Below are 22,105 nucleotides of genomic sequence, written 5' to 3' on the forward strand. Positions count from 1 at the left end.
GGGCCGTCACCTGCGCATGCACAGGTGATACCGGATAAAAGCCGTCCGTAAAGGGCGGCTATGCTCTGCCCATGCCCTTCCCTCACCGTGCCCGCGGCCGGCTCCGCGCCCTGCTCCTCACGGTGGCGCCGGCCCTGCTCCTGCTCTCCGCGCCCGCCGCGGCCGACACCCCCGACGACGCCGCACCCGCCGTCGCCCCGCAGCCGACCTACGCCGAGCACTTCGCCGGCCTGCTCGCCCAGGAGCCCGAGGGCGCCGCGGTCGTGGTGGACGGCGCGATCGGCGGCCCCGTCCCGCCCGAGGAGGTCGAGCGCGGGATCCACGAGGCCTTCGCCCCCCTGGGGGCGCCGTACCACATCGTGGTCACCCCCTACCTCGGCGCGGGCACCGACGGGGGCATGGACGATATCCTGCCCGCCGTGCGCGACCGGCTCGGCACCGACGGCTTCTACGCCGTCCTGCCGCCGTCGGGCGGGTTCACCGAACTGGCCGTCTACGGCACCGACCTGTCGCTGGAGGGCGGTCGCGACGCCGTATACGACGCCGAGGTCTACGGCGAACCCGCACACGAGGTGGCCCGGGTCCTGGCCGCCGGGCTGTCCGGCTCCGAGGTCCCGGAGGGCTTCGAGGAGGAGGACGAGGGCGGGTTCCTCGCCGAGTTCCGCGCCGACACCGACCCCACGCGCCACAACGGCCCGGAGAACCTCGGCTTCCTCGTGGGCATCGTGGCCGGGGCCCTGCTGTCCGGCGCCGGCTGGATCACCTGGCGGTCCCTGCGGCGCGGCCGGATCGTCGTCCCCGTCGCCGCGGTCCTGGCGGCGCTGTCCGCGACCGGCGTGCTCGTGGCCACCACCTACGCGTACACGGTGGACGCCCCCGTCGGCGGCCACGAGATCGCCGACCCCGAGAAGCTGGTGCGGCTGGAGCCGCCGTACGTGGTCTCCACCGCCCGGGTCGAGCGGATCGCCGAGGCCCTGGCCGAGGACCCGCTGTACGTCGACCCGATCATGCCCCTGACCCGTGAGGGCCTGGAGGACGTCCCCGCCGCGCTCGCCGCGGCCCCGGTGCCCGTCTTCGCCGCCGCGGTGCCGCTGAACCACGAGGACGAGGCCGAGGGGGACCCCGAGGTCCTGGCGGCGGCGCTGGCCTCGGTGGCCGAGGAGGACGGCGTCTACCTGGTCGTCGGCCCCAGGCACGACGGCGTCGCCGTCGGCGCCGCCGCCCACGGGCTGGAGGCCGACGCCTACGCGCTCTGGTCGCCCATGGCGTTCAATGAGGAGAGGACCCCGGCCGCCGCGCTGGAGTCCGCCGCGGAGGCGCTGGCCGAGGTCGAGTTCACCGCCGGGGACGGGTACCGCCCGGGGTTCGCCGACCGCGAGGTCTCCCTGCCCGGACCCCGCGGCGAGCGCTACTGGGCGGGCGGGTTCTTCGGCGGCCTGCTGCTGGTGGGACCCCTGCTGGCCGTCGCCGTGATCGGCCTCTTCTACCTCGCCGTCCACCTGCCCCGGCTCGCGCGGAGCCGGCCCTCCCGCACCGCCCTGGGCGAGCGGGCCCTGCGGCGCCTCGCCGTCCGGGAGACCGGCCGGGTGCGCGCCCTGGTGGACCGGGAGCCGGACCGGATCCCCGCAGGGTCCATGGTCCAGGCCGAGGCGGCGCTCATGCTCATGGACCGCTCGCCGCGGGAGCTCGACCTGCTCGGCATCACGGTGCTGTCCCGCCGGGTCCTGGCCGCGGTGGAGGACCCCGACGCCGATACCGTCCCCTGCATCGTCGACCCGCTGCACCCCTTCGCCGCCGAGCGCGCGCAGTCGCGGACGATGGGCGGCCGGGTCCCCCTGTGCGAGGAGTGCGCGCGGCTCGACGACCGCACCCGGTCCCGGCGCGTCCTGCGGCTGCGCGGCGGCGCCACGTCGCACTCCTACCGGGTGAAACCGCAGGACCCGTGGATCCGTCATTCCTTCGGGGCGAAGGAGCCCCGGCGTATGGTCGACCTGCTGCTCAAGGAGAACCGTGTCCACTGACCCCCGCCCACTCGCGCGCACGTGGGCCCCGGCGGCGGTCGCGGCCCTGGCCCTGTCCGCCGCCCTGAGCGGCGCCCCGGCCCTGGCCGACGCCGCCGACCCGTCCCCGACCCCGGCCCCGGCCCCGGCGGGGACCGCCGGGGAGGCCGCCAGCCCGGCCCAGGTGATCGCCGACGCCCTCGCAGAGTCCCCCGTCCACGTCGACCCCGCCTACGACGGCGCCTACGCGCCCGAGGCCCGCGAGCGCGTCGAGACCGTGCTCGCGGCACAGGACGACCTGGACCTCTACATCATCGTCGTCCCGCTGGCCGAGGGCGACACGTGGGGCGGCGAGAGCGAGGCGCTGGCCTCGGCCGTGCACGACCGCATGGGCGGCGGCGAGCGCCACTTCCTGGTCTACGACCGCCGCGGCGACCTGGAGGGCCACGACCTGGGCCTGGCCTCCGGCGACTACTCCAACCCCGCCTTCTACGGGTCCATGGCCGCCACCTACAAGACCATGGACGGGCAGAAGACGCTGCCCGTCCTGGTGGAGGCGGCCGTCGAGGCGGCCCTGTCCGACGACCCGGAGGGCGCCTACGAGGACGCCCAGCAGGCCTACTACGACAGGGTGGGCGAGCCCCCGTCCGGGGTGCTCATGCCCGCGCGGTGGCTGAACCCGTGGATCGTGGGCGCGGTGGCGCTCGCCCTCCTGCTCGCCGCCGCCGTCCCGCTGTACCGCCTCGCCGCCCGGTCCCGCCCGGGGCTGCTCGGCCGGCGCCGGTCCGTGCCGATCGCCCAGCACGCGGCGTTCGACAACGCCGACCGCGCCCAGCTGGAGTCGCTGGTCGAGCGCGGCGAGCGCGACCTCATCGAGATGGGGGAGCGGCTCAGCGAGGACTCCCGCGTGGCGCCCCAGCACCTGTCCCGCGCCCTGGACGCGCGCGACGCCGCCGCCCGCGTCCACGACCGCATGGTCCGGGACGGCGCCACCCTGCCCGACGCGGTCGGCGTGCTCGTCCTGCTGGACCTGGCCGAGGACGCCCTGGCCGGGCTGCGCACCCCGCGCCGCCCCTGCTACGCCAACCCGCTGCACGGCAACGACACCCGGCAGACCCAGTGGCGCGAGTTCGGCGGGCTGCGCACCATCCGGGTGCCGCTGTGCCAGGACTGCGCCCGCGCCGTGCGCGACCGCCTCCGGCCCACGGTGCTGCCCGCCGACCACGAGGGACGCTCCGTCCCCTACTACGAGGTGCCCGCCGAGCGCAGCGTCTGGGCGGCCACCGGCTACGGGACCCTGGCCGACGACCTGGTCGAGCGGATCCTGCGCGGGGGGCTGCGGGCCGACCGCTGACCGGGCGCGCGGGGCGGGAGCCGGATCACGCGTCCGCCGTTGCGGCCGGGGCGGTGATCCGTCGTAAGGTGGGGCTGCAAGAGCGGCCCCCGGGGGACGGGTCCCACCCCGGCCCGGTCGGCCCCGGGTCGTCACCGCCCCGCGGTGACCGGCACCCGCGTGCGCCCACGCCCTGCCCCGCGCATCCCGGACGCGGCCCCCGGCCGCCGCCCCGGCGCACCTCCGCCGACCCGTGAGTTCCGTGAAAGGCATGATGTTGGACGACCCCGCAGAAGACTCCGCCCCGCGCACCGTGGGCGGCTACCGCCTGGTGCGCTCGCTCGGCCGCGGCGGTTTCGGCGAGGTGTTCCTCGGCGAGGCCGAGGACGGGACCCGGGCCGCGGTGAAGGTGCTGCACGCCTCCTGGGCGGGCGACGCGGACATGCGCCGCCGGTTCGCGGCGGAGGTGGAGCAGGCCCGCCGGGTGAGCGGGTTCTGCATCGCGGCGATCCTGGACGCCGACCCCGGGGCGGCACAGCCGTGGATCGCGACCGAGTACATCGACGGGCCCACCCTCCAGCGCGCGGTGGCCGAGGAGGGGCCGCGCCGCGGGGTGGAGCTGCACCGGCTGGCTGTCAACACCGCGACGGCGCTGGCGGCGATCCACGCGGCCGGGGTGGTGCACCGGGACCTGAAGCCGGACAACATCATGCTGGCCGCGGACGGGCCGCGGGTGATCGACTTCGGCATCGCCCGGGCGGTCGAGACCACCTCGGTGACCGCCAGCGGTGTCGTGGGCACCATCGGGTACATGGCGCCCGAGCAGCTGGAGGGCGCCCGGCTCACCTCCGCGGTGGACGTGTTCTCCTGGGGCGCGGTCATGGTCTACGCCGCCACCGGCCGGGAGGCGTTCCACGCCCCCACCCAGGCCTCGCGCATCGCCCGCATCCTGGGCGGCGGACCCGACCTGGGCGACCTCCCCGAGCCGCTGCGCGGGATCGTCCTGCTGTGCCTGGACAAGGACCAGGACCGGCGTCCGGACGCCCCGGCCCTGCTCAACCTGCTCATCGCCGGGCCCCAGGGCCCGGCCCCCTCCGCCGCGCACCCGGCGGCGCCCCAGGGCTCCGGCGTCGGCGCCACCCTGGTCGCCCCCGTCCCGGGGACGGATCCGACACGGGTGGCGCCGCCGTCCGGCGCGGACCCCACCCGGGTGGCGCCGGCCTCCGGTGTCGACCCGACGCGGGTGGCGCCGGCCCACGGTGCGGACCCCACCCGCGCCTACACTCGGTCGGTCCCGGCCGGACCCCCGTCCGCGGGGCACGCCTTCGCCGGCCCCGCGGCGGCCGGACCCCCGTCCGCGGGGCACGCCTTCGCCGGCCCCGCGGCGGCCGGGCCCGCGCTCCCCCCGCCCGTTCCGGGCGGCACCGGAGCCTCCGCCCGGTACACCGGTGCAGGCGGGGTCCCGCCGTACCACTTCGCGGGCGTGCGCTTCACCGACCCCGGGGCCCTGGCCGAGGCCATGCAGGGCAACTGGGCGGCGGCCGTCCGCGTGTTCGGCGACACGACCGAGCGCGCCGCCCTGGGCGCCTGGCTCATGGACGACCTGGGCGACACCGTGGTGGACCGCGCGCTGTTCCGCCGCCACACCGACGACGCCAACCTGGCCCTGGCCTCCTTCATCGGCCAGACCCGCCCCGACCTGCCCCCGGTCTTTCGCGGGCGGGGCGCCACCCTGGCGGAGCTGGGCGCGCTGTTCTCGGACCCGCGCCCCGTCATCACCGGGGCGCCGCTGTCCAACGAGATGGCCCTGCTCGCCCGCCCCGAGGTCCTGCGGACCATGGGGCTGCACCACGGGCCGGACCCGGCGGCGTACCAGCGGCTGGCCGACGACCTCGACGCCGCCGAGCACGCCGGGAACACCTTCCACCAGGAGCTGACCGGCCGCCTCGCCGGCTGGCGGTCTGCCGGTCCCAACGTCAGCCCGGCGCTCATCCTGACCTTCCTGCTGCACCCCGAGCGGACGGTCCCGCCCTCGGACGGCGGCGACGCCGGCGTGGGGGAGTGGGTCGACATCCTGTGGCGCCGGGTGGACGCGTTCCCCGGACCGGCCGGGGTGGGCCACGCCGCCGCCATCTACGGCGCCATGCCGACCCTGCAGGCGCTCTCCCGCCAGCGGCGGTACTGGGAGGAGCGCTACACCAAGGTCTCCACCGAGCACGGGGCGCTGCGCGACAAGGTCGAGCAGCAGCAGCGCTTCTTCCGGATCCGCCGGTACTGCAACTACGCGCTCTTCGCCTTCCCCGTGGGGATCGTCATCGGCATCTCCGGCGACGCCGAGTGGCTGGGCGACCTGCTGGTGACGCTGTCGGTCCTGGCCCTGGCCGCCTCGGTCGTGCTCTCGGTGGTCCTGCGGGTGGGCTACGGCGACCCGGTGCGCCGCGGGCAGCGGGTGATGGAGCTCAACAACGCCGCCGCCCAGCTGCCCGAGCTGACCTCGGGCGTGGAGCGCATCCGCGCCGACCTCGTCCACGCCCGCGGGATCACCGGCGCCTGAGCCCCGCCCCTGGCGCGGGTCCGCTCAGGCGTCCGGGGCCCGCGCCTCCCACGGGCGCGGGGCGTCCGCCGTGGCCAGGGCCGACAGGCGCGAGGCCACGGCGGCGCGCGCCAGGGCGTAGGGGCGCTCCAGGTCGTCCTCCAGCAGGGAGTCGGAGTTGGCGGCCTCCAGGAACGACGCCAGCTCGAACACCAGCAGGTCCACGTCGGTGTCCGCGGCCAGCTCGCCCAGCTGCACGGCGTCGGCGGCGCTGCGGGCGAGCAGGTCGCGCCACTCCCGGCGGGCCCGGACCAGGGAGTCGCGCACCCGGCCCGGGCGGGACTCGAACTCGGCGTTGACCGTGTAGAAGAAGCAGCCGCCCGGGAAGACCCGCCCCCGCGAGTACGCGGACCAGTCCTCGAACAGCCGCCAGAGGCGGCAGACCCCGGGCCGCGCCTCCAGGGCACCGCTCACCACGTGGTCGGCGAAGATGCGGCGCCCGGCGCGGACGGCGGCGAGCTGCAACTCCTCCTTGGAGCCGAAGTGGGCGAACACCCCGCTCTTGCTCACCGAGAGCTCCTTGGCCAGGCGGCCCAGGGAGAGCCCCTCCAGCCCCTCCACCGAGGCGATGTCCACCGCGCGGCGCAGCACGGCGCGCCGCGTCTGGTCGCCGCGCTGCACGCGGCCGTCGGTCCGGCTCGTCATGTGCGCGCCTCCCGAGCCGCCCCGCGGCGGCCGTTGTTCGGACGACAGGTCGGTCACCGGGCCACGATAGCCGCTACTTGACGTCCGACCCCTGCCGAACAAATAATACGATCGTTCGTATACTTTGTGAAGCAGAGGAGCCCCATGGGCGCGTTCACGTCCCTTCCCCTCGTCGGCGCCGCCGTCAACGCCGTCGCGCTCCCCGCCCCGCGCCTGGCCGGATCGCTGTCCCGCAGGATGTGGGCGCTCCCCGGCCCGCCCCGGGCCGTCCGCGACGCGGACCGGGAACTGCACGAGGCCGCGGACACCGCCACGGTCCGCCTGGACGGCTGGGAGGTGGCCACCTACGCCTGGGGCGACACCTCGCGCCCGGTGCTGCTCGTCCACGGGTGGCGCTCGCGCGCCCTGCGCTTCGCCCCGCTCGTCCGCCGCCTGGTCGACCTCGGATACGGCCCGGTCTCCTGGGACGCCCCGGGACACGGCGCGACGCCCGGGCCGGTGGGGACCATCCTCGACGCGCTCCGGATCCAGCGCCTCCTCCAGGAGCGCCACGGCCGCTTCCACGCCGTCGTCGCCCACTCCCTGGGCGCCCCCTTCGCCGTCCACGCCCTGCGCGAGGGCCTGGAGGCCGACCGGGCCGTCCTCCTCGCCGGGGTGTCGGACTTCGACTACCTCATCACCGCCTTCTCCGACGCCCTGCGCCTGGGCCCCCGCGCCCGGGCGGCGCTGCGCACCGCCGTGGAGCGCCACTACTTCGACGCGGACCCCGCGGTGTGGGAGCGCTTCTCCGCCACCCACCGCATCGACACCCTCGAACAGCCCTTCCTCCTGCTGCACGACGACACCGACGAGGTCGTGCCCTTCGCGCACTCCCTGCGCACCCTCGAACACCTCGGCGGCCGGGGGCGGATGATCGCCACCACCGGCCTGGGCCACAGCGGCGCCCTCTTCGAACGCGAGCACCTGGACGCCATCGCCGCCTTCGTCCGGGGCGCCGACCTGCCCGCGCCCGCCGCCCCGGACGGGCTCCGGACCGCGTGAACCCGGGCGGCGCGGGCACCGGGCCCGCCGCCGCCTCCCCGACCGAGGAGGAGACCCCATGACCACCGCCCCGCACCCGATCGACCTGGAGGCCCTGGCCGTCACCGCCCCGCGCGTGGCGGGCGAGCGTGCCATGCGCCTGTGGAGCGACCCGGGCGACACCCCGGCGACCGACCGCGACCGCGACGTGCACGAGAGCGCCCGCGTCGACCACCTCGGGCACCGGCACTGGCGGGTCGCCGCGTACACCTGGGGCACGGGCGGCCGCCCCGTCCTCCTGGTCCACGGCTGGGGCTCGCGCGCCTCCCGCCTGGCGCCGCTCGTGCGGGCGCTCACCGCGGCGGGCCACACCGTCGTCTCCTGGGACGCCCCGGGGCACGGCGCCACCGGCGGCCCCGCGGGGTCGGTCCTGGACGCGCTGGCCGTCGCCCGCGCGCTCCAGGAGCGGCACGGTGACTTCGCGGCCGTGGTCGGCCACTCCCTGGGGGCGCTGTTCGCCACCCACCTGGTGCGCGGGGGCGTCCGGGCCGACCGCCTGGTCCTGCTGTCGGCGATGGCCGACTTCGAGGGCACCGTCGACGGCTTCGTCGCCGCCCACGGCTGGGGGCCGCGGGTGAACCGGGCCCTGCGCCGGGCGGTCGAGGACGCCTGGTTCGACGGGGACCGGGAGGTGTGGCGGCGCTACGCCACCGTGCGCGACGCCGACGCCCTGGGGGTGCCCGCGCTGCTCTTCCACGACGTCGACGACACGCGGGTCCCCCACTCCGAGTCCGTGCGCGTCCTCGCCGCCATGGGCCCGGGGGCGAGCATGGTCGACACGGCGGGCCTCGGACACAACCGCATCCTCGCCGACCCCGGCGTCCTGGAGCGGATCACCGCGTTCCTCGGCCCGGCCGCCGCCCGGTGAGGCCCGGCCCCCCGTTGCCCACGACGGCGTCCGCGTGCTCCCGGGGGCGCTCGGCGGCGTAGAACCGCGCCTCCTGCTCGGCCCAGACCCGCCGGTAGGGGGCGTACACCGCGGCGTCCGCGCGGGAGTCCAGCCGCCGGTCCCGCACCGCCCGGGGTGCCTCCACCCACACCATCAGATCGAGGTAGGGGCGCACCGCGCGGGCGCCGGACCCGCACCCCTCCACCACCAGGACCCCTCCCGACGCCACCGGCCCCGGCGGCTCCGCCTCGCGCGCGCCGAACCCGCCGCGCTCCCAGTCGTAGCGCCGCCAGCGCGCCCGGCCCCCGGACCGCAGCGGTTCCAGCACCCACTCCACGAGCAGGCGCGGGGCCCGCTCCAGTCCGTGCCACCCCGGGTACAGGTCCTCCATCGGCAGGACGGCCGCGGCCTCGCCCCGTGCGACCAGCGCCGCGCGCAGCCGCTCCGCCACCGTGCTCTTGCCCGAACCCGAGCGTCCCTCCACGGCGACGACGCGCACGCGGGGGCCGCGGGGCACGGCCCCGGCCAGCCTGGTGTCCCAGTCGTCATGGTCGGTCGCCACGTGGAGCACGGTCACCTTCGGACCCTAACGTGTTCAGGTGGGCGGTTTCCGCTTGCGTTCAATCCTTGTAGCATTCGACACGGAAGGCACGGCGCCTCGTGCCGCGACCGATCGAAGGGGACTCCCGGTGACCGACACCGCAGTGACGCCGGGATCCCAGTCCGCCCTGCGGCAGGCCAACGAGCGCCGCGTGGTCGAGGTCCTGCGCCGCGACGGCACGCGCACCCAGGCGGAACTGGCCCGGGCCACCGGGCTGTCGGCGGCCAGCGTCTCCAACATCGTGCGGGGCCTGCGCGCCGCGGGCACCGTCGCCGTCCACGACACCTCCTCCAACGGCCGCCGGGCCCGCGCCGTCACCCTGGTGCGCCCGCCCGGGACCGTGGTGGCGATCGACTTCGCCCCCGAGCGGGTCACGGTCGCCCTCGGGGACAGCGAGGGCAACATGCTGGCCCGCGAGGAGATCGAGTACGACGTGGCGGCCGACGCCGACCGCGGGGTGCGCCGGGCCTCCTGGCTGGCCGAGACCGCCCTGCTGCGGGCGCGCATCGACCTGTCCACGGTGGCCTCGGTGGTGGCGTCGGTCCCCGGCCCCATCGACCCGCACAGCGGTGAGGTCGGCGGGATCTCCTGCCTGCCCAGGTGGGCGGGCTTCCGGCCGGCCGCGGCGCTGGGCGAGCGGCTGGGCGTGCCGGTCATCGCCGAGAACGACGCCAACCTCGCGGTCCTGGCCGAGCTGCACAAGGGGGCGGGGCAGGGCGCCGACCACCTCATCCACCTGGTCATCAGCGACGGGGTGGGCGCGGGCATCATCATCGCGGGGACGCTCTTTCGCGGGGCGGGCGGAACCGCGGGCGAGGTCGGGCACATCGCGCTGGACCAGCGCGGGCAGGTGTGCCGCTGCGGCAACCGCGGCTGCCTGGAGACCTTCGTGGGCGCGGGGTACCTGATGGACATGCTCCCGCAGAACTCCTACGTCTCCCACGGGCCCGGCCCGGCCGGGGTGGAGGACCTGGTGGGAGCGGCCCGCTCGGGCGACCCCGGGTGCCGCCGCATCATCGCGGAGGCGGGCACGGCCCTGGGGCAGGGCCTGGCGATCATGGCCAACCTGTTCAACCCCGACCGGGTGATCGTCGGCGGCGAGCTGTCCGAGGCCGGCGAGCTGCTGCTCGACCCGATGCGCCGGGCGATGGAGCTGGGGGCGCTGGGCAGCGCCCTGTCCCGGCTCGAACTCGTCCGCGGCGAACTGGGACGCGATGCCTCCCTGTACGGGGCCCTGCGCATGGCGGCGCAGAGCACCCGCTGAGCGACGCAGCGTCGCCGTTTCCCCCTTCTTGGTGTTCTCCTGGTGAAGCTTTGTGCTGACCATGTGTGGTCATTTGCGTTCTTTGCGTGCATGCTGGCTCGGGGGTCTCGTTCAAGGATGTGCTGTGACCTGCGCTTTCTTTGTTTTTAGTGCCTGAACGCAATATCCGTGATGTTTCGGTTATGTGTTCAGGAGTTGACGACAAGGCCGCAGAGAGGTCTACTTCACAACATCACTCGCGAGTTCACATCCGTCCCCCGCACGTAAGAAAGGTGCAGCGTTGAGTACACGCACCGCACACCGACGCATGGTCGCCGCGGGCTTCGCCGCCGCAGGCGCCGCCCTCACCCTTCTCGTCTCCGGTTGTGGTTCGCTCACCACCTCGGGCGAGGACGCCGAGAGGGAGACCCACAGCGTCGAAGAGGGCTTCCACGTCGGCCTCCTCCTGCCCGAGCTCCAGACCGCCCGCTACGAGGCGTTCGACAAGCCCTTCTTCGAGGAGGCGCTGAACGAGCTCTGCCCCGCCTGCGAGCTCTCCTACGCCAACGCCGACCAGGACGTCGACGAGCAGCAGACCCAGGCCCAGGCCATGCTCACCGACGGGGTGGACGTCCTGGTCCTGGACGCGGTCGACTCCGCCGCCGCCGCCGGAACCGTCAGCGAGGCCCAGTCCCAGGGCGTCCCCGTGGTCGCCTACGACCGCCTCGCGCAGGGCGGCGTCGACATGTACGTCTCCTTCGACAACCACCGCGTCGGCCAGGTCCAGGCCGAGGCCCTGATCGCGGCCCTGGAGGAGGAGGGCACCGCCGGAGACGGCCAGATCGTCATGATCAACGGCTCGCCCACCGACCCCAACGCCGCCGACTTCAAGGCCGGCGCCCACGAGATCTTCGACGGCCAGGTCGAGATCGGCCAGGAGTTCGACACCCCGGACTGGTCCCCGGACCAGGCCAACAGCCAGATGGAGGGCGCCATCACCGCCCTGGGCGTCGACGAGATCGTCGGCGTCTACTCCGCCAACGACGGCATGGCCTCGGGTATCATCTCGGCGCTGCGCAGCGCCGGCGTCGAGGTCGGCGACCTCCCGCCGGTCACCGGCCAGGACGCCGAACTCGCCGGCATCCAGCGCATCATCGCGGGCGAGCAGTACATGACCGTGTACAAGGCCATCCAGCCGGAGGCGCAGATCGCCGCCGCCATGGCCGTGGCGCTGGCCACCGACACCGACCCCGAGCTCGGCGAGTACAGCCTCACCGACGTCGAGGACGCCAACGGCGAGGCCGTCCCCTCCGTCCTGCTGGAGCCGGTCGCGGTCACCGAGGAGAACGTCGGCGACACCGTCGTGTCGGACGGGATCTACACGATCGAGGAGATCTGCACCGACGACTACGCCGACACCGAGTTCTGCCAGGAAGCCCTCTAGGCACGGTGCGACGCCCCGACGGGGCGGGCGGGCCCCCGCCGCCCGCCCGCCCCGCCCAGGGACGAGAGAAGAGATAACGAACGCATGAGTACACCAGTCCTGGAACTGTCCGGGATCTCCAAGACCTTCGGGGCCGTCCGCGCGCTCAGCGACGTCGACTTCCACGTCGCCGAAGGAGAGGTCGTCGCCCTCCTGGGGGACAACGGCGCAGGTAAGTCCACGCTGGTCAAGGTCATCTCCGGAGCCCACCCCGCCGACAGCGGCGGCGTGATCCGCTGGGCCGGACAGCCGGTCTCCATCGGTGCCCCCTCCGACGCCCAGCGCCTGGGCATCGCCACCATCTACCAGGACCTCGCCCTGTGCGACAACCTGGACATCGTCGCCAACCTCTTCCTGGGCAACGAGAAGCTGCACTTCCCCGGCACCCTCGACGAGGTCGAGATGGAGGGCCGCGCCGTGGAGCTCCTCGACTCCCTCTCGGTGCGCATCCCCAGCCTGCGCGTGCCGGTGGCCTCCCTCTCCGGCGGCCAGCGCCAGATCATCGCCATCGCCCGCTCCCTGCTGGGCCAGCCCCGCGTGGTGATGCTGGACGAGCCGACCGCCGCCCTGGGCGTCGCCCAGACCGCCCAGGTCCTCGACCTCATCGAGCGGCTGCGCGACCAGGGCCACGGCGTCGTCCTGATCAGCCACAACATGGCCGACGTCCGTGCGGTGGCCGACCGCGCGGTGGTGCTGCGGCTGGGCCGCAACGCCGGCGACTTCCCCATCGCGGAGACCAGCTACGAAGAGATCGTGGCCGCCATCACCGGCGCCGCCGACAACCCGGTGAGCCGCCGCACCCAGCGCACCGGTTCCTCGGCCCTGGCCACGGAGGACAAGTGATGACCCAGCAGACCCCGGTTTCCAAGGCGTCCGGAGAAGGCGGGGCCGCACCGGCCGAACCCGTGCGCGACCCCCGGCTCCTGACCACGGCCGCCTCTCCCAGGGGCTGGCTCCAGGCCCTGCGGCGCAACCTGCGCAGCGGGGAGCTGGGCCCCATCCCCGTCATCGTGGGACTGCTGCTGATCGCCGTCGTCTTCCAGTCGATGAACGATCGCTTCCTGTCGCCGCAGAACCTGTCCAACCTGACCGTGCAGATCGCCGCCATCGGCCTGATGACCACCGGCGTCATCATGGTGCTGCTGCTGGGCGAGATCGACCTGTCCATCGGGTCGGTCGCCGGCCTGTCCGCGGCCGTGCTGGCCGTCCTGGCGGTCAAGCAGGGCGTCCCCGAATGGGGCGCCATCGCCGCCGCCATCGGCGTCGGCCTGGTCATCGGCCTCCTGCACGGCACGGTCTTCGCCAAACTCGGGGTGCCCGCGTTCGTGGTCACCCTGGCGGGCCTGCTGGGCTGGCAGGGCGTGCACCTGTACCTGATGGGCGCCGACGGCACCATCAACACCAGCCCCAACGGCGCCATCGCCATGCTCACCCAGACCTACTTCGTGCCGTTCATGGGCTGGATCCTGGCGGCGGTCGCGGTGCTCCTGTACGTCCTGTCGGTGTTCCTGGTCGAGCGGCGCCGCCGCCTGGCCCGCCTGCCGTACAAGCCGCTGAGCGAGATCGCGTTCCGGGCCGCGCTGCTGGCCCTGCCGATCCTGGGCGGGGTGTGGGTGCTCAACCAGTACAAGGGCGTGCCGCTGGCCTTCCTGATCTTCGTGGGCTTCGTGGTCGTCCTGGACCTGGTCCTGCGCAAGACCCGCTACGGCCGCATGGTGTACGCGGTCGGCGGCAACGCCGAGGCGGCCCGCCGGGCCGGCGTCAACGTGGACCTCATCCGCATCTCGGTGTTCGGCATCGCCTCCACCCTGGCGGCCCTGGGCGGCATCATGCTCGTCTCGCGCAACTTCGCGGCGAGCGTGTCCACCGGCGGCGGCGCCGAACTCATGATGGCCATCGCGGCCGCGGTGATCGGCGGCACCAGCCTCTTCGGAGGCCGGGGCAACGCCTACTCCGCGCTGCTGGGCGGCCTGGTCCTGGGCGCCATCACCTCCGGCCTGCTGCTGCTCCAGATGGACACCTCGGTGCGCTTCATGATCACCGCGGCCGTCCTGCTCATCGCGGTCATCATCGACGCCGTCTCCCGGAACGGTCGCAAGACCAACGCCAGGGGAGGCGGCTGACACCGCACCACCCGACTCCTCCCGGAAGAGAAGGGGGCGGCGCTCACTCCCCGCCGCCCCCGCGCCCCGGTCCGACCCGGTTGTCGGACCGGGGCCTCGCCTTTCCCGCCCCCGGGCCCCCGGGCACCCGGGCCGCCCCGGGGCGGCGGCACGGCCTCCGTCCCGGGGCGGCGGCGCTCCGGACACGGCGCGGAAGGGGACGACGGGAGCGCCGCCGCGGTCCGGACGCCTGTGATGTGGGTCGCTTCCCGCGCGGGCGCGCCGGTGCCCGGCGGCGGCCGTCCGGCCGGGCCGGACGCGCGCGGCGCCGTCGGAGCGCGCCGTCCGCGCGGGGGAGCGCCCGCCCCCCGGTGAGCTGCGGGAACCCCGGCCGCGGACGGTCGCGGACCCGCGACGCCGCCGTCCCCGGACCCCGCGGACCCGCGGGGGCCGCAGGTCCCGGCGCCGGAGGGGCGAAGGTCCCGGTCGCCGGGGGTGCCCGGGGAGCCCGCGGGGGCGCTGCTAGGTTCGCCGCGAAACCACCGTCCGCGCAGGGGCCGGACACGGGCCCGCCCGTGGCCGTCCCCCTCCTCGCCGTGCCCCGGAACGCCCGGGACCCCGAGCGCGGGCACGAGCCACGGGAGAAACGGGCATGCGCACGATCCTCATCGTCGGAGCCGGGCAGTCCGGCCTGCAACTCGCCCTCGGGCTGCTGGCCGAGGACTACGACGTCACCCTGGTCAACCCGGACGGGCCGGAGGAGATCCGCGCGGGCCGCGTCACCTCCACCCAGTGCCTGTTCGGCCCGGCCCTGCGCCGCGAGCGGCGGCACGGCCTCTCCTTCTGGGAGGACCGCGCCCCCGAGATCCGCGGCGTCGGCCTGCGCGCCGCGCACCGCGACGGCGGCGCCGAACCGGTCCTGTCCTGGCTCGGGCGCCTGGACGAGCCCGCCGCCTCCGTGGACCAGCGGCTCAAGCTCTCGGCCTGGCTGGAGCTGTTCGTCCGGGGAGGCGGGCGCCTGGTCCGCCACCGGGTGCACCCGGGGGAGCTGGCGGGACTGGCCCGGGAGTACGACCTGGTCGTGGTGGCCGCCGGCCGCCGCGGCCTGGCCGAGGTCTTCCCCCGCGACACCGCGCGCTCCCCGCACGACGCACCCCAGCGGACCCTGGCGCTGGTCTACGCGTCGGGGGCCGCACCGCATCCCGACGGCCCCGCGCTCTCCCGCACCGCCGTCCCGGGTGCGGGCGAGGTGTTCAGCCTGCCCGTGCTGTCCCTCGACGGCCCCTGCGACGCGCTCATGGCCGAGGCGGTGCCGGGCGGACCCCTGGACCGCCCGCTGCCCGCCGACGCGGGTGCCGGGGACGTCCTGGAGCACCTGCTGCGGGTGGTGCGCCGCCACGCCCCGTGGGAGTACGAGCGGTTCGCCGGCGCCCGCCCGGCCGACCCCCTGGCGTCCCTCACCGGCGGGTACGCGCCCGTGGTCCGCGAACCCGTGGCCCGCCCCGGCGGCGGCGCCCCCGTCCTGGGCATGGCCGACGCCGTCGTCGCCAACGACCCCATCACCGCGCAGGGCGCCAACATGGCGTCGCTGGCCGCCGACGTCTACCGGCGCGCCATCGTCGACCAGGGGACCCGCCCCTTCGACGAGGCCTTCATGCGCGCGGCGTTCGCCGAGTACTGGCGGCGGGCCCGCCAGGTCACCGCTTGGAGCCGGGTCATGCTCTCCGGGCCGCCGCACGTGTGGGAGCTGTACCGCCTGGCGGCCCGCCACCAGGCGACCGCCGACCGGTTCGCCGACTCCTTCGCCGACCCCTCCGGGCTGATCCAGTGGTTCCTCCACCCGGAGCGCGCCCTGGAGTACGTCGACGGGGTGGTGCGGTCCGAGCCCGCCGGCGGCCGGATCCGCTGACCCGGACGGCCCCGCGGCCCCGACCTGCGCCGTCGCGCCGGCCCCGGGCCGGGGACGATCACATCCCATGGCCCTACCTCCCGATCCCGATCGGGTAGGTGAACATGTAGCGTCGCACTCCGTGCTCTCGGAATACTTCTCACCCACCGGCCACGGCGTGCTCGCCGCGGGCGACGTCTGGCCCTTCGTCGTCGCCGCCGCGCTGGCCGTCGTGGCCGGCGCCGCGGTGCAGAGCACCGTGGGCCTGGGCCTGGGGCTGGTCGGCGCCCCCGTCCTGTCCCTGCTCGACCCCACCCTGATGCCGGGCGCGCTCATGGTCGCCGTCATCGTCCTCCCGGTGCTCACGCTGGTCCAGGAGCGCCGCCACATCGACTGGCGGGCCGTCGCCTGGGGCCTGCCCGCCCGGCTGCCGGGGACGGTCCTGGGCGTGTGGGTGGTCGCGGTCCTGCCGCCCCGGGCGCTGGCCGGGGCGGTCGGCGCCATGGTGCTGGTCGCCGTCCTGCTGTCCCTGCGCTCGTTCCGGGTGCGCATCACGCCGGCCTCCCTGGTGGCCGCGGGCGCCCTGTCGGGGTTCGCGGGCACCGCCACGTCCATCGGCGGACCGCCCATGGCCCTGCTCTACCAGTACGAGGAGCCGGCCCGGGTGCGTGCCACCCTCGCCGCGTTCTTCCTGTTCGGAGGGCTGCTGTCCCTGACGGCGCTGGGCGTCGGGGGACAGCTCGACACCCGCACCCTGGTGGTCGGGGCGGCGGGCCTGCCGCTGGTCGCGCTGGGCTTCGCGGTGGGCGTCGTCCTGCGCGACCGGGTCAGGGCCGGGCCCCTGCGCCTGGGCATGCTCGCGGTGGTGGCCGCTTCCGCGATCGCCCTGCTGGTCCAGGCGGTTCTCGGATAACCTCGGGCGAGGTGACGGAACGGCGAAGTCGCTTTCGGGAACGGGTAATCTACCCCGAAAACCGTGCCGTGGGTCGGCGTTCCCGCGGTTCGGAGCCCATCCGGCGCGGGATGCGCAACGCGCGCTCCCCCGCGGCGCCGGCACGACCGGAGCCGGGCGGGACCCGTGGACGCAGCACCATAAACTCGGGTATGTATACCTGCCGGTAGCCGAACCAGGTCCACGTCAGGGGCCCGGTGGGGCGAACTCAACCGACACGCTGGACGAGGGGACTGACGAGACAGTGACACTGTTCGAGTCGATGCACAATCCGGAAGCGCTCAAGAGGCTTCCGGCCGATCAGCTCCCGGTCCTGGCCCAGGAGATCCGGGACTTCCTGGTCGAGTCCTGCTCGCAGACCGGCGGGCACCTCGGCCCGAGCCTGGGCGTCGTCGAACTCACGATCGCGCTGCACCGCGTCTTCGAGTCCCCCGGGGACCCCATCCTCTTCGACACGGGCCACCAGGCCTACGCGCACAAGGTCCTCACCGGCCGCCACGACTTCACCGACCTGAAGTCCGAGGGCGGCCTGTCCGGCTACCCCTCCCGCGCCGAGTCCGAGCACGACTTCATCGAGAACTCCCACGCCTCCACCGCGCTGTCCTACGCGGACGGCATGGCCAAGGCCAACGAGGTCCGCGGCGTGCGCGACCGCACCGTCGTCGCCGTCATCGGCGACGGGGCCCTCACCGGCGGCATGGCCTGGGAGGCGCTCAACAACATCGCGGAGAGGAAGGACCGCCGCCTCGTCATCGTCGTCAACGACAACGGGCGCTCCTACTCGCCGACCAAGGGCGGCCTCGCCGACCACCTCGCCTCGCTGCGCATGGCCCCCGGCTACGAGCAGGCCCTGGACCTGGCCAAGAGCACCCTCAACCGCACCCCCGTGGTCGGCCAGCCCCTCTACGAGGCCCTGCACGGCCTCAAGAAGGGCATCAAGGACGCCATCCAGCCCCAGATGATGTTCGAGGACCTGGGGCTGAAGTACCTGGGCCCCATCGACGGGCACGACGAGCCCGCGCTGGAGAAGGCGCTGCGCCGCGCCCGCGACTTCGGCGGACCGGCCATCGTCCACGTCATCACCCAGAAGGGCAAGGGGTACGCCCCGGCCGAGAACCACGACGAGGACCAGTTCCACGCCCCCGGCCCCTTCGACGTCGCCACCGGCGAGGCCAAGCCCGGCTCCAAGGCCCTCAAGTGGACGTCGGTGTTCGCCGACACCATGGTCGAGATCGGCGCCGAGCGCGAGGACGTGGTGGCCATCACCGCGGCCATGCTCCACCCCACCGGCCTCAACAAGTTCGCCGACGCCCACCCCGACCGCATCTTCGACGTCGGCATCGCCGAGCAGCACGCCGCCACCGCCGCCACCGGCATGGCCATGAACGGGCTGCACCCGGTCGTCGCCGTCTACGCGACCTTCCTCAACCGCTGCTTCGACCAGGTGCTCATGGACGCCGCCCTGCACCGCCAGGGCGTCACCTTCTGCCTGGACCGGGCCGGCGTCACCGGCAACGACGGCGCCAGCCACAACGGCATGTGGGACATGTCCATCCTCCAGGTGGTCCCGGGCCTGCGCCTGGCCGCGCCGCGCGACGCCGCCCGCCTGCGCTCGCTGCTGCGCGAGGCCGTCGCGGTCGAGGACGCCCCCACCGTCGTGCGCTACCCCAAGGGCGCCGTCGCCGAGGACCTGCCCGCCCTGGGCAAGGTCGGCTCCATGGACCTGCTGCGCCGCGCCGCCGACGGAGGCCACTCCGAGGACCTGCTCATCGTGGGCGCGGGCACCATGGCCCACGTGGCGTGCGAGGTGGCCGACCGGATGGCCGACCAGGGCATCGGCGTCACCGTCGTCGACCCGCTGTGGGTCAAGCCGCTGGACGAGGCGCTGGTCGCCGAGGCCGCCCGGCACAGCGTCGTCGCCGTGGTCGAGGACAACGGCCGCAACGGCGGCGTCGGCGACGCCGTGGCCCGCCTGCTGCGCGACCACGACGTGGACGTGCCGGTGCGCACCTTCGGCATCGCCCAGGAGTTCCTGGACCACGCCAAGCGCGACACCATCCTCCAGGCGCAGGGCCTGACCCCGCAGGAGCTCTCGCGCAAGCTCACCGAGACGGTCTCGCGCCGCACCGAGGGCGCGGCCGACCCGGCCCTGGCCGACGAGACGGCCTGACACGCCCGGACGGGAGGGGTCCTGCTGCCAGAATGGTGGCATGACCTCTCCCGACGAGCCCCGCGCCGAGGAAACCGCACCGCTCAGAGTGGCCGTCATCGGCTCCGGCCCGGCCGGGCTGTACACCGCCGACGCCCTGACCCGCCAGCGCCGGGTGCCGGTCCGGGTCGACGTCATCGACCGCCTGCACACCCCCTACGGGCTGGTGCGGTACGGCGTGGCCCCCGACCACACCAAGATCAAAGGGGTGGCCCGCGCGCTGCGGCACATCCTGGAGCACCCCGACGTGCGGTTCGTGGGCGGTGTGGAGTTCGGCGCGGACCTGACCCGGGACGACCTGGCCCGCACCCACCACGCCGTCGTGTACGCCACCGGGGCCGCCGCGGACCGCCGCATGGGCGTCCCGGGGGAGGACCTGCCCGGCAGCGTCGCCGCCACCGACTTCGTCAACTGGTACTGCGGGCACCCCGACAGCGAGATGCGCCGGTACGTCCTGGACAGCGAGGAGGTCGTGGTGGTGGGCGCGGGGAACGTCGCCCTGGACGTGGCCCGCATCCTCGCCAAGACCGCCGGCGAGCTGCGGCGCACCGACATCCCCGAGCCCGTGCTGGACGCCCTGGCGCGCAGCCGGGTGCGCACCGTCCACCTGCTGGCCCGGCGCGGCCCGCTCCAGGCCAAGTTCACCGCCCCCGAGCTGCGCGACCTGCTCGACCTGCCCGACGTCGACCTCGTGGTCGACCCCGCACAGGTCGACATCGACCCCGCCTCCGTGGGCCGGGACCGGGACGGCGTCGCCCGCGCGGCGCGCACCAACCTGCGCCTGCTGCGCGAGCACGCCGCCCGCCCGCCCCGGGGACGGCCGCGGTCCGTGCACCTGCACTTCTGGTGCCGGCCGCGCGAGGTGCTGGGCGGGGACCGCGTCACCGGTGTGCGGGTGGAGGGCACCCGCCTGGAGGACGGGCGCCTGGTGGGCACGGGCGAGACCGCCGACCTGCCCGCGGGCATGGTGCTGCGCTCCGTGGGCTACGCGGGCCGTCCGCTGCCGGGGGTCCCGTTCGACGAGGCGGCGCGCACGGTGCCCCAGCGGGAGGGCCGGGTGCTCGGCCCCCAGGGGAGCCCAGTGCCGGGGGACTACGTGGCGGGGTGGGCCAAGCGGGGCGCCACGGGGGTGATCGGCACCAACAAGTCCGACGCCGCGGCGACCGTGCGCTCCCTGCTCGACGACGCCCCCGCCCTCCTGGCGGCCCTCCCGGAGCCGGTGGACCTCGCCGAAGTGGTGAAGGGCAGCGACTACGGGGCCTGGCTGCGCATCGACGCCGCCGAGGCCCGCCGCGCGGCGGAGCTGGACCGCGGCGAGCGGGTCAAGCTCCACGGCTGGAAGGCCCACCGGGACGCCTTCAGGTGACCTCGCCGGGGGAGGCGCCGTAGGTGTTGCAGCCGCCGACGGTGGTCTCGCTCCAGCCCTCCTCCAGCCAGTGGGCCCGGTTGGTGGCGGTGCCGTGGGTGGGCAGGTCGCCGCCGCCGTTGAAGTTCTCGTTGACCCACTGCAGGGCGAGCTCGTCGTCGCCGGCGATGGCGCGCAGCCCGATCCCGGCCATGCACTCGGCCTGGAGCTCGGTGCGGCGCAGCGTGTCCAGCTCCTCCTCGTCGGTCTTGGACGTGCGGCGCAGCTCGTGGGAGATGTCGAGGATGCCGGTCACGTACTGCACGTGGTGGCCGTACTCGTGGCCCATGAGCGCGATCCACACGTCCTCCCGGGCCCGTGCGGGGATCTGGCCGCCGAGGGTGCGCACGTTGGGCAGGACCACGGTGATGCGCTCGAAGTCGCTCTCGTAGTAGGCGAGGGTGTACCCCTCCTCGTCGCCGGAGTCGGGGGACTCCCGGGTGACGGTGATCTCGGGGGTGGCCGCGCTCAGTCCGAGGTCCTCGAACACGGGGGCCCACAGCTCGTCCAGGCAGTCGCCGGTGGCGGTGGCGAACTCCTCCCACGAGTCGTCGGAGCCCATGTCCAGCTCCGGGACGTCGCAGGCGATGTCCCGGGGGGTGGCGGTGTCGTAGAGGGGGTGGTCGGCGATGTCGACGACGACCTCCGCCGGGGGCTCGGCGAGCCGGTCGTCGTAGTGGGAGGCCAGGTTCTCGCCGGTGGGCACCGGCTGGGGCGGCGGTGTGGTGGCCACGATGACCACGCTGGCGGCCAGCGCGGCCAGGGCGACGGTCGCCGCCACGGCGGACGCCGCCAGCACGCCGCGTCCCCGCCGGCGGGGCGGGGGCGGCGGGGCCCAGCGCTGCGGGGGCGGCCAGCCCCCGTACCCCGGGGCGCCGTACGGCGCGCCCGGGTACGGTGCCGCGGCGGCCCCGGGGATCCACTGCCCGGCCGCCACCGCGTACGGCGGCGCGTCCGGCGCGAAGGCCTGCGGCCACCCCGGCGCCGCCGGGGCCCCGCCGTACGGCCGTGTCCCCGCGGGGCCCGCCGTGTGCGGCCACCCGTGCGGGGCGTGCGCGCCGCCCGGAGCCGCGGTGTGGGGCCGTCCCTCCCAGGCGTGCGTGCCCTGCGCGTCCGGGGTGTGCTGACGCTCGTGGGGGTCCGGCGCCGTTCCCGGCAGGGGCGTGCCGGGCGCACCGGTGTACGGCGGCACGCCGGCACCCGCGCCGCCGCTCGGGGCGCGGTCGTGCGGGGCCCCCGCCGTGTGCGGGCCGTGCGCGTCCGCGGCCCCGGCCGTGCGCGGCCGCCCGTCGGGTACTGCTGCTTCCCCGTCGGGCGTGTGCGGCCGTTCGTGCGGGGCGTGTGCGCCCGGCGTGTCCGGAGCGTGCGTGTCCGCGAAGGTGTGTGCGTGCGGTGCCGGTGCTTCCGCTTGTGTCGGGGTCTGCGGACCCGCGGGGCCGGGCGTGTGCGGCCGTCCGTCCGGGGCGTGCGGCCCTCCGTGCGGTGCGGGTGCTTCTCCCGGCGCCGGGGCGTGCACCCGCCCGTGGGGGCCGGGCGTGCCCGTGGTAGGGCCGGGCGTGTGCGTGCCGCCCGCGGGAGCGCCGGGGGGCGGTGCCGGGTCCCCGTGCGGCGCGGTGTGCGGCTCCCGGGCGTCCGGTGCGCCGTCGGCGTCCGGGGCCGGGCCGTCGGACCGGGCGCAGGAG

General features: G+C 75.3%; 16 protein-coding genes. 13 read left to right on the forward strand and 3 right to left on the reverse strand.

Going from position 1 to position 22,105, the window contains the following annotated elements; translation table 11 throughout:
* The first annotated feature begins 71 nt into the window (after nt 1-71).
* The 3 genes from BUE45_RS20395 to BUE45_RS20405 all read left to right on the forward strand — a co-directional run bounded on the left by BUE45_RS20395 (nt 72) and on the right by BUE45_RS20405 (nt 5,887).
* Nucleotides 72-2,021, forward strand: a complete 1,950-nt coding sequence (locus tag BUE45_RS20395) for a hypothetical protein (RefSeq protein ID WP_084737556.1) — start codon at nt 72-74, stop codon at nt 2,019-2,021.
* Complete coding sequence (locus tag BUE45_RS20400) at nt 2,011-3,354, forward strand: hypothetical protein (RefSeq protein WP_084737559.1); 1,344 nt, start codon at nt 2,011-2,013, stop codon at nt 3,352-3,354. Before BUE45_RS20395 ends, BUE45_RS20400 begins: the two co-directional genes overlap by 11 nt.
* Before the next feature lie 250 nt (nt 3,355-3,604).
* Nucleotides 3,605-5,887: a serine/threonine protein kinase gene (locus BUE45_RS20405; protein WP_245833375.1), complete on the forward strand. Its 2,283-nt coding sequence runs from the start codon at nt 3,605-3,607 to the stop codon at nt 5,885-5,887.
* Between the two features lie 24 nt (nt 5,888-5,911).
* Here BUE45_RS20405 and BUE45_RS20410 read toward each other — a convergent pair whose 3' ends face one another.
* Nucleotides 5,912-6,628, reverse strand: a complete 717-nt coding sequence (locus BUE45_RS20410; RefSeq protein WP_245833376.1) for a TetR/AcrR family transcriptional regulator — start codon at nt 6,626-6,628, stop codon at nt 5,912-5,914.
* A gap of 87 nt (nt 6,629-6,715) precedes the next feature.
* Here BUE45_RS20410 and BUE45_RS20415 point away from each other — a divergent pair, with 87 nt between their 5' ends.
* Together BUE45_RS20415 and BUE45_RS20420 are read left to right on the forward strand one after the other, a co-directional pair.
* Nucleotides 6,716-7,612, forward strand: coding sequence for an alpha/beta hydrolase (locus BUE45_RS20415; RefSeq protein WP_073380977.1), 897 nt, complete (start codon nt 6,716-6,718; stop codon nt 7,610-7,612).
* 58 nt (nt 7,613-7,670) lie between these two features.
* A complete protein-coding gene (locus BUE45_RS20420) occupies nt 7,671-8,519 on the forward strand; it encodes an alpha/beta hydrolase (RefSeq protein ID WP_073380978.1) in 849 nt (282 codons plus the stop codon).
* On the opposite strand, the gene BUE45_RS20425 is transcribed toward BUE45_RS20420, so the two are convergent.
* Entirely contained in the window at nt 8,485-9,111 is a 627-nt protein-coding gene (locus tag BUE45_RS20425) for a uridine kinase family protein (protein WP_394328533.1), read from the reverse strand. The genes BUE45_RS20420 and BUE45_RS20425 overlap by 35 nt on opposite strands.
* Nucleotides 9,112-9,229: 118 nt before the next feature.
* Here BUE45_RS20425 and BUE45_RS20430 point away from each other — a divergent pair, with 118 nt between their 5' ends.
* From BUE45_RS20430 to BUE45_RS20465, 8 genes are all read left to right on the forward strand, one after another.
* Complete coding sequence (locus tag BUE45_RS20430; protein WP_073380979.1) at nt 9,230-10,405, forward strand: ROK family transcriptional regulator; 1,176 nt, start codon at nt 9,230-9,232, stop codon at nt 10,403-10,405.
* Nucleotides 10,406-10,712: 307 nt separating this feature from the next.
* Nucleotides 10,713-11,828 (forward strand): ABC transporter substrate-binding protein, encoded by a 1,116-nt coding sequence (locus tag BUE45_RS20435; protein ID WP_073380980.1) that lies wholly within the window; start codon nt 10,713-10,715, stop codon nt 11,826-11,828.
* Nucleotides 11,829-11,912: 84 nt separating this feature from the next.
* Nucleotides 11,913-12,710, forward strand: coding sequence for an ATP-binding cassette domain-containing protein (locus tag BUE45_RS20440; RefSeq protein ID WP_073380981.1), 798 nt, complete (start codon nt 11,913-11,915; stop codon nt 12,708-12,710).
* A complete protein-coding gene (locus tag BUE45_RS20445) occupies nt 12,710-13,990 on the forward strand; it encodes a sugar ABC transporter permease (RefSeq protein WP_073380982.1) in 1,281 nt (426 codons plus the stop codon). Before BUE45_RS20440 ends, BUE45_RS20445 begins: the two co-directional genes overlap by 1 nt.
* Before the next feature lie 631 nt (nt 13,991-14,621).
* A complete protein-coding gene (locus tag BUE45_RS20450; RefSeq protein ID WP_073380983.1) occupies nt 14,622-15,878 on the forward strand; it encodes a styrene monooxygenase/indole monooxygenase family protein in 1,257 nt (418 codons plus the stop codon).
* A 121-nt stretch (nt 15,879-15,999) separates the two neighbouring features.
* Entirely contained in the window at nt 16,000-16,770 is a 771-nt protein-coding gene (locus tag BUE45_RS20455) for a sulfite exporter TauE/SafE family protein (protein WP_073380984.1), read from the forward strand.
* Nucleotides 16,771-17,053: 283 nt separating this feature from the next.
* Nucleotides 17,054-18,979 carry a 1-deoxy-D-xylulose-5-phosphate synthase gene (gene dxs, locus BUE45_RS20460; protein ID WP_073380985.1) on the forward strand — a complete coding sequence of 642 codons (1,926 nt, stop codon included), beginning with the start codon at nt 17,054-17,056 and terminating at the stop codon, nt 18,977-18,979.
* Between the two features lie 40 nt (nt 18,980-19,019).
* Complete coding sequence (locus BUE45_RS20465; protein WP_073380986.1) at nt 19,020-20,384, forward strand: FAD-dependent oxidoreductase; 1,365 nt, start codon at nt 19,020-19,022, stop codon at nt 20,382-20,384.
* Here the strand turns inward: BUE45_RS20465 and BUE45_RS20470 are convergent.
* A complete protein-coding gene (locus BUE45_RS20470; RefSeq protein WP_073381080.1) occupies nt 20,377-21,222 on the reverse strand; it encodes a neutral zinc metallopeptidase in 846 nt (281 codons plus the stop codon). The two genes, BUE45_RS20465 and BUE45_RS20470, sit on opposite strands and share 8 nt — an antisense overlap.
* Between the last annotated feature and the right edge of the window lie 883 nt (nt 21,223-22,105).

Source organism: Nocardiopsis flavescens, from assembly GCF_900141985.1.
Taxonomy (GTDB): Bacteria; Actinomycetota; Actinomycetes; order Streptosporangiales; family Streptosporangiaceae; genus Nocardiopsis; species Nocardiopsis flavescens.

Excerpts from the sequence above, each read along its gene's own strand:
- BUE45_RS20445 (WP_073380982.1), top strand. The coding sequence starts at position 12,710 with ATGACCCAGCAGACCCCGGTTTCCAAGGCGTCCGGAGAAGGCGGGGCC.
- BUE45_RS20395 (WP_084737556.1), top strand. The coding sequence starts at position 72 with ATGCCCTTCCCTCACCGTGCCCGCGGCCGGCTCCGCGCCCTGCTCCTC.
- BUE45_RS20415 (WP_073380977.1), top strand. The coding sequence starts at position 6,716 with ATGGGCGCGTTCACGTCCCTTCCCCTCGTCGGCGCCGCCGTCAACGCC.
- BUE45_RS20465 (WP_073380986.1), top strand. The coding sequence starts at position 19,020 with ATGACCTCTCCCGACGAGCCCCGCGCCGAGGAAACCGCACCGCTCAGA.
- BUE45_RS20405 (WP_245833375.1), top strand. The coding sequence starts at position 3,605 with ATGATGTTGGACGACCCCGCAGAAGACTCCGCCCCGCGCACCGTGGGC.
- BUE45_RS20450 (WP_073380983.1), top strand. The coding sequence starts at position 14,622 with ATGCGCACGATCCTCATCGTCGGAGCCGGGCAGTCCGGCCTGCAACTC.
- BUE45_RS20435 (WP_073380980.1), top strand. The coding sequence starts at position 10,713 with ATGGTCGCCGCGGGCTTCGCCGCCGCAGGCGCCGCCCTCACCCTTCTC.
- BUE45_RS20420 (WP_073380978.1), top strand. The coding sequence starts at position 7,671 with ATGACCACCGCCCCGCACCCGATCGACCTGGAGGCCCTGGCCGTCACC.
- BUE45_RS20440 (WP_073380981.1), top strand. The coding sequence starts at position 11,913 with ATGAGTACACCAGTCCTGGAACTGTCCGGGATCTCCAAGACCTTCGGG.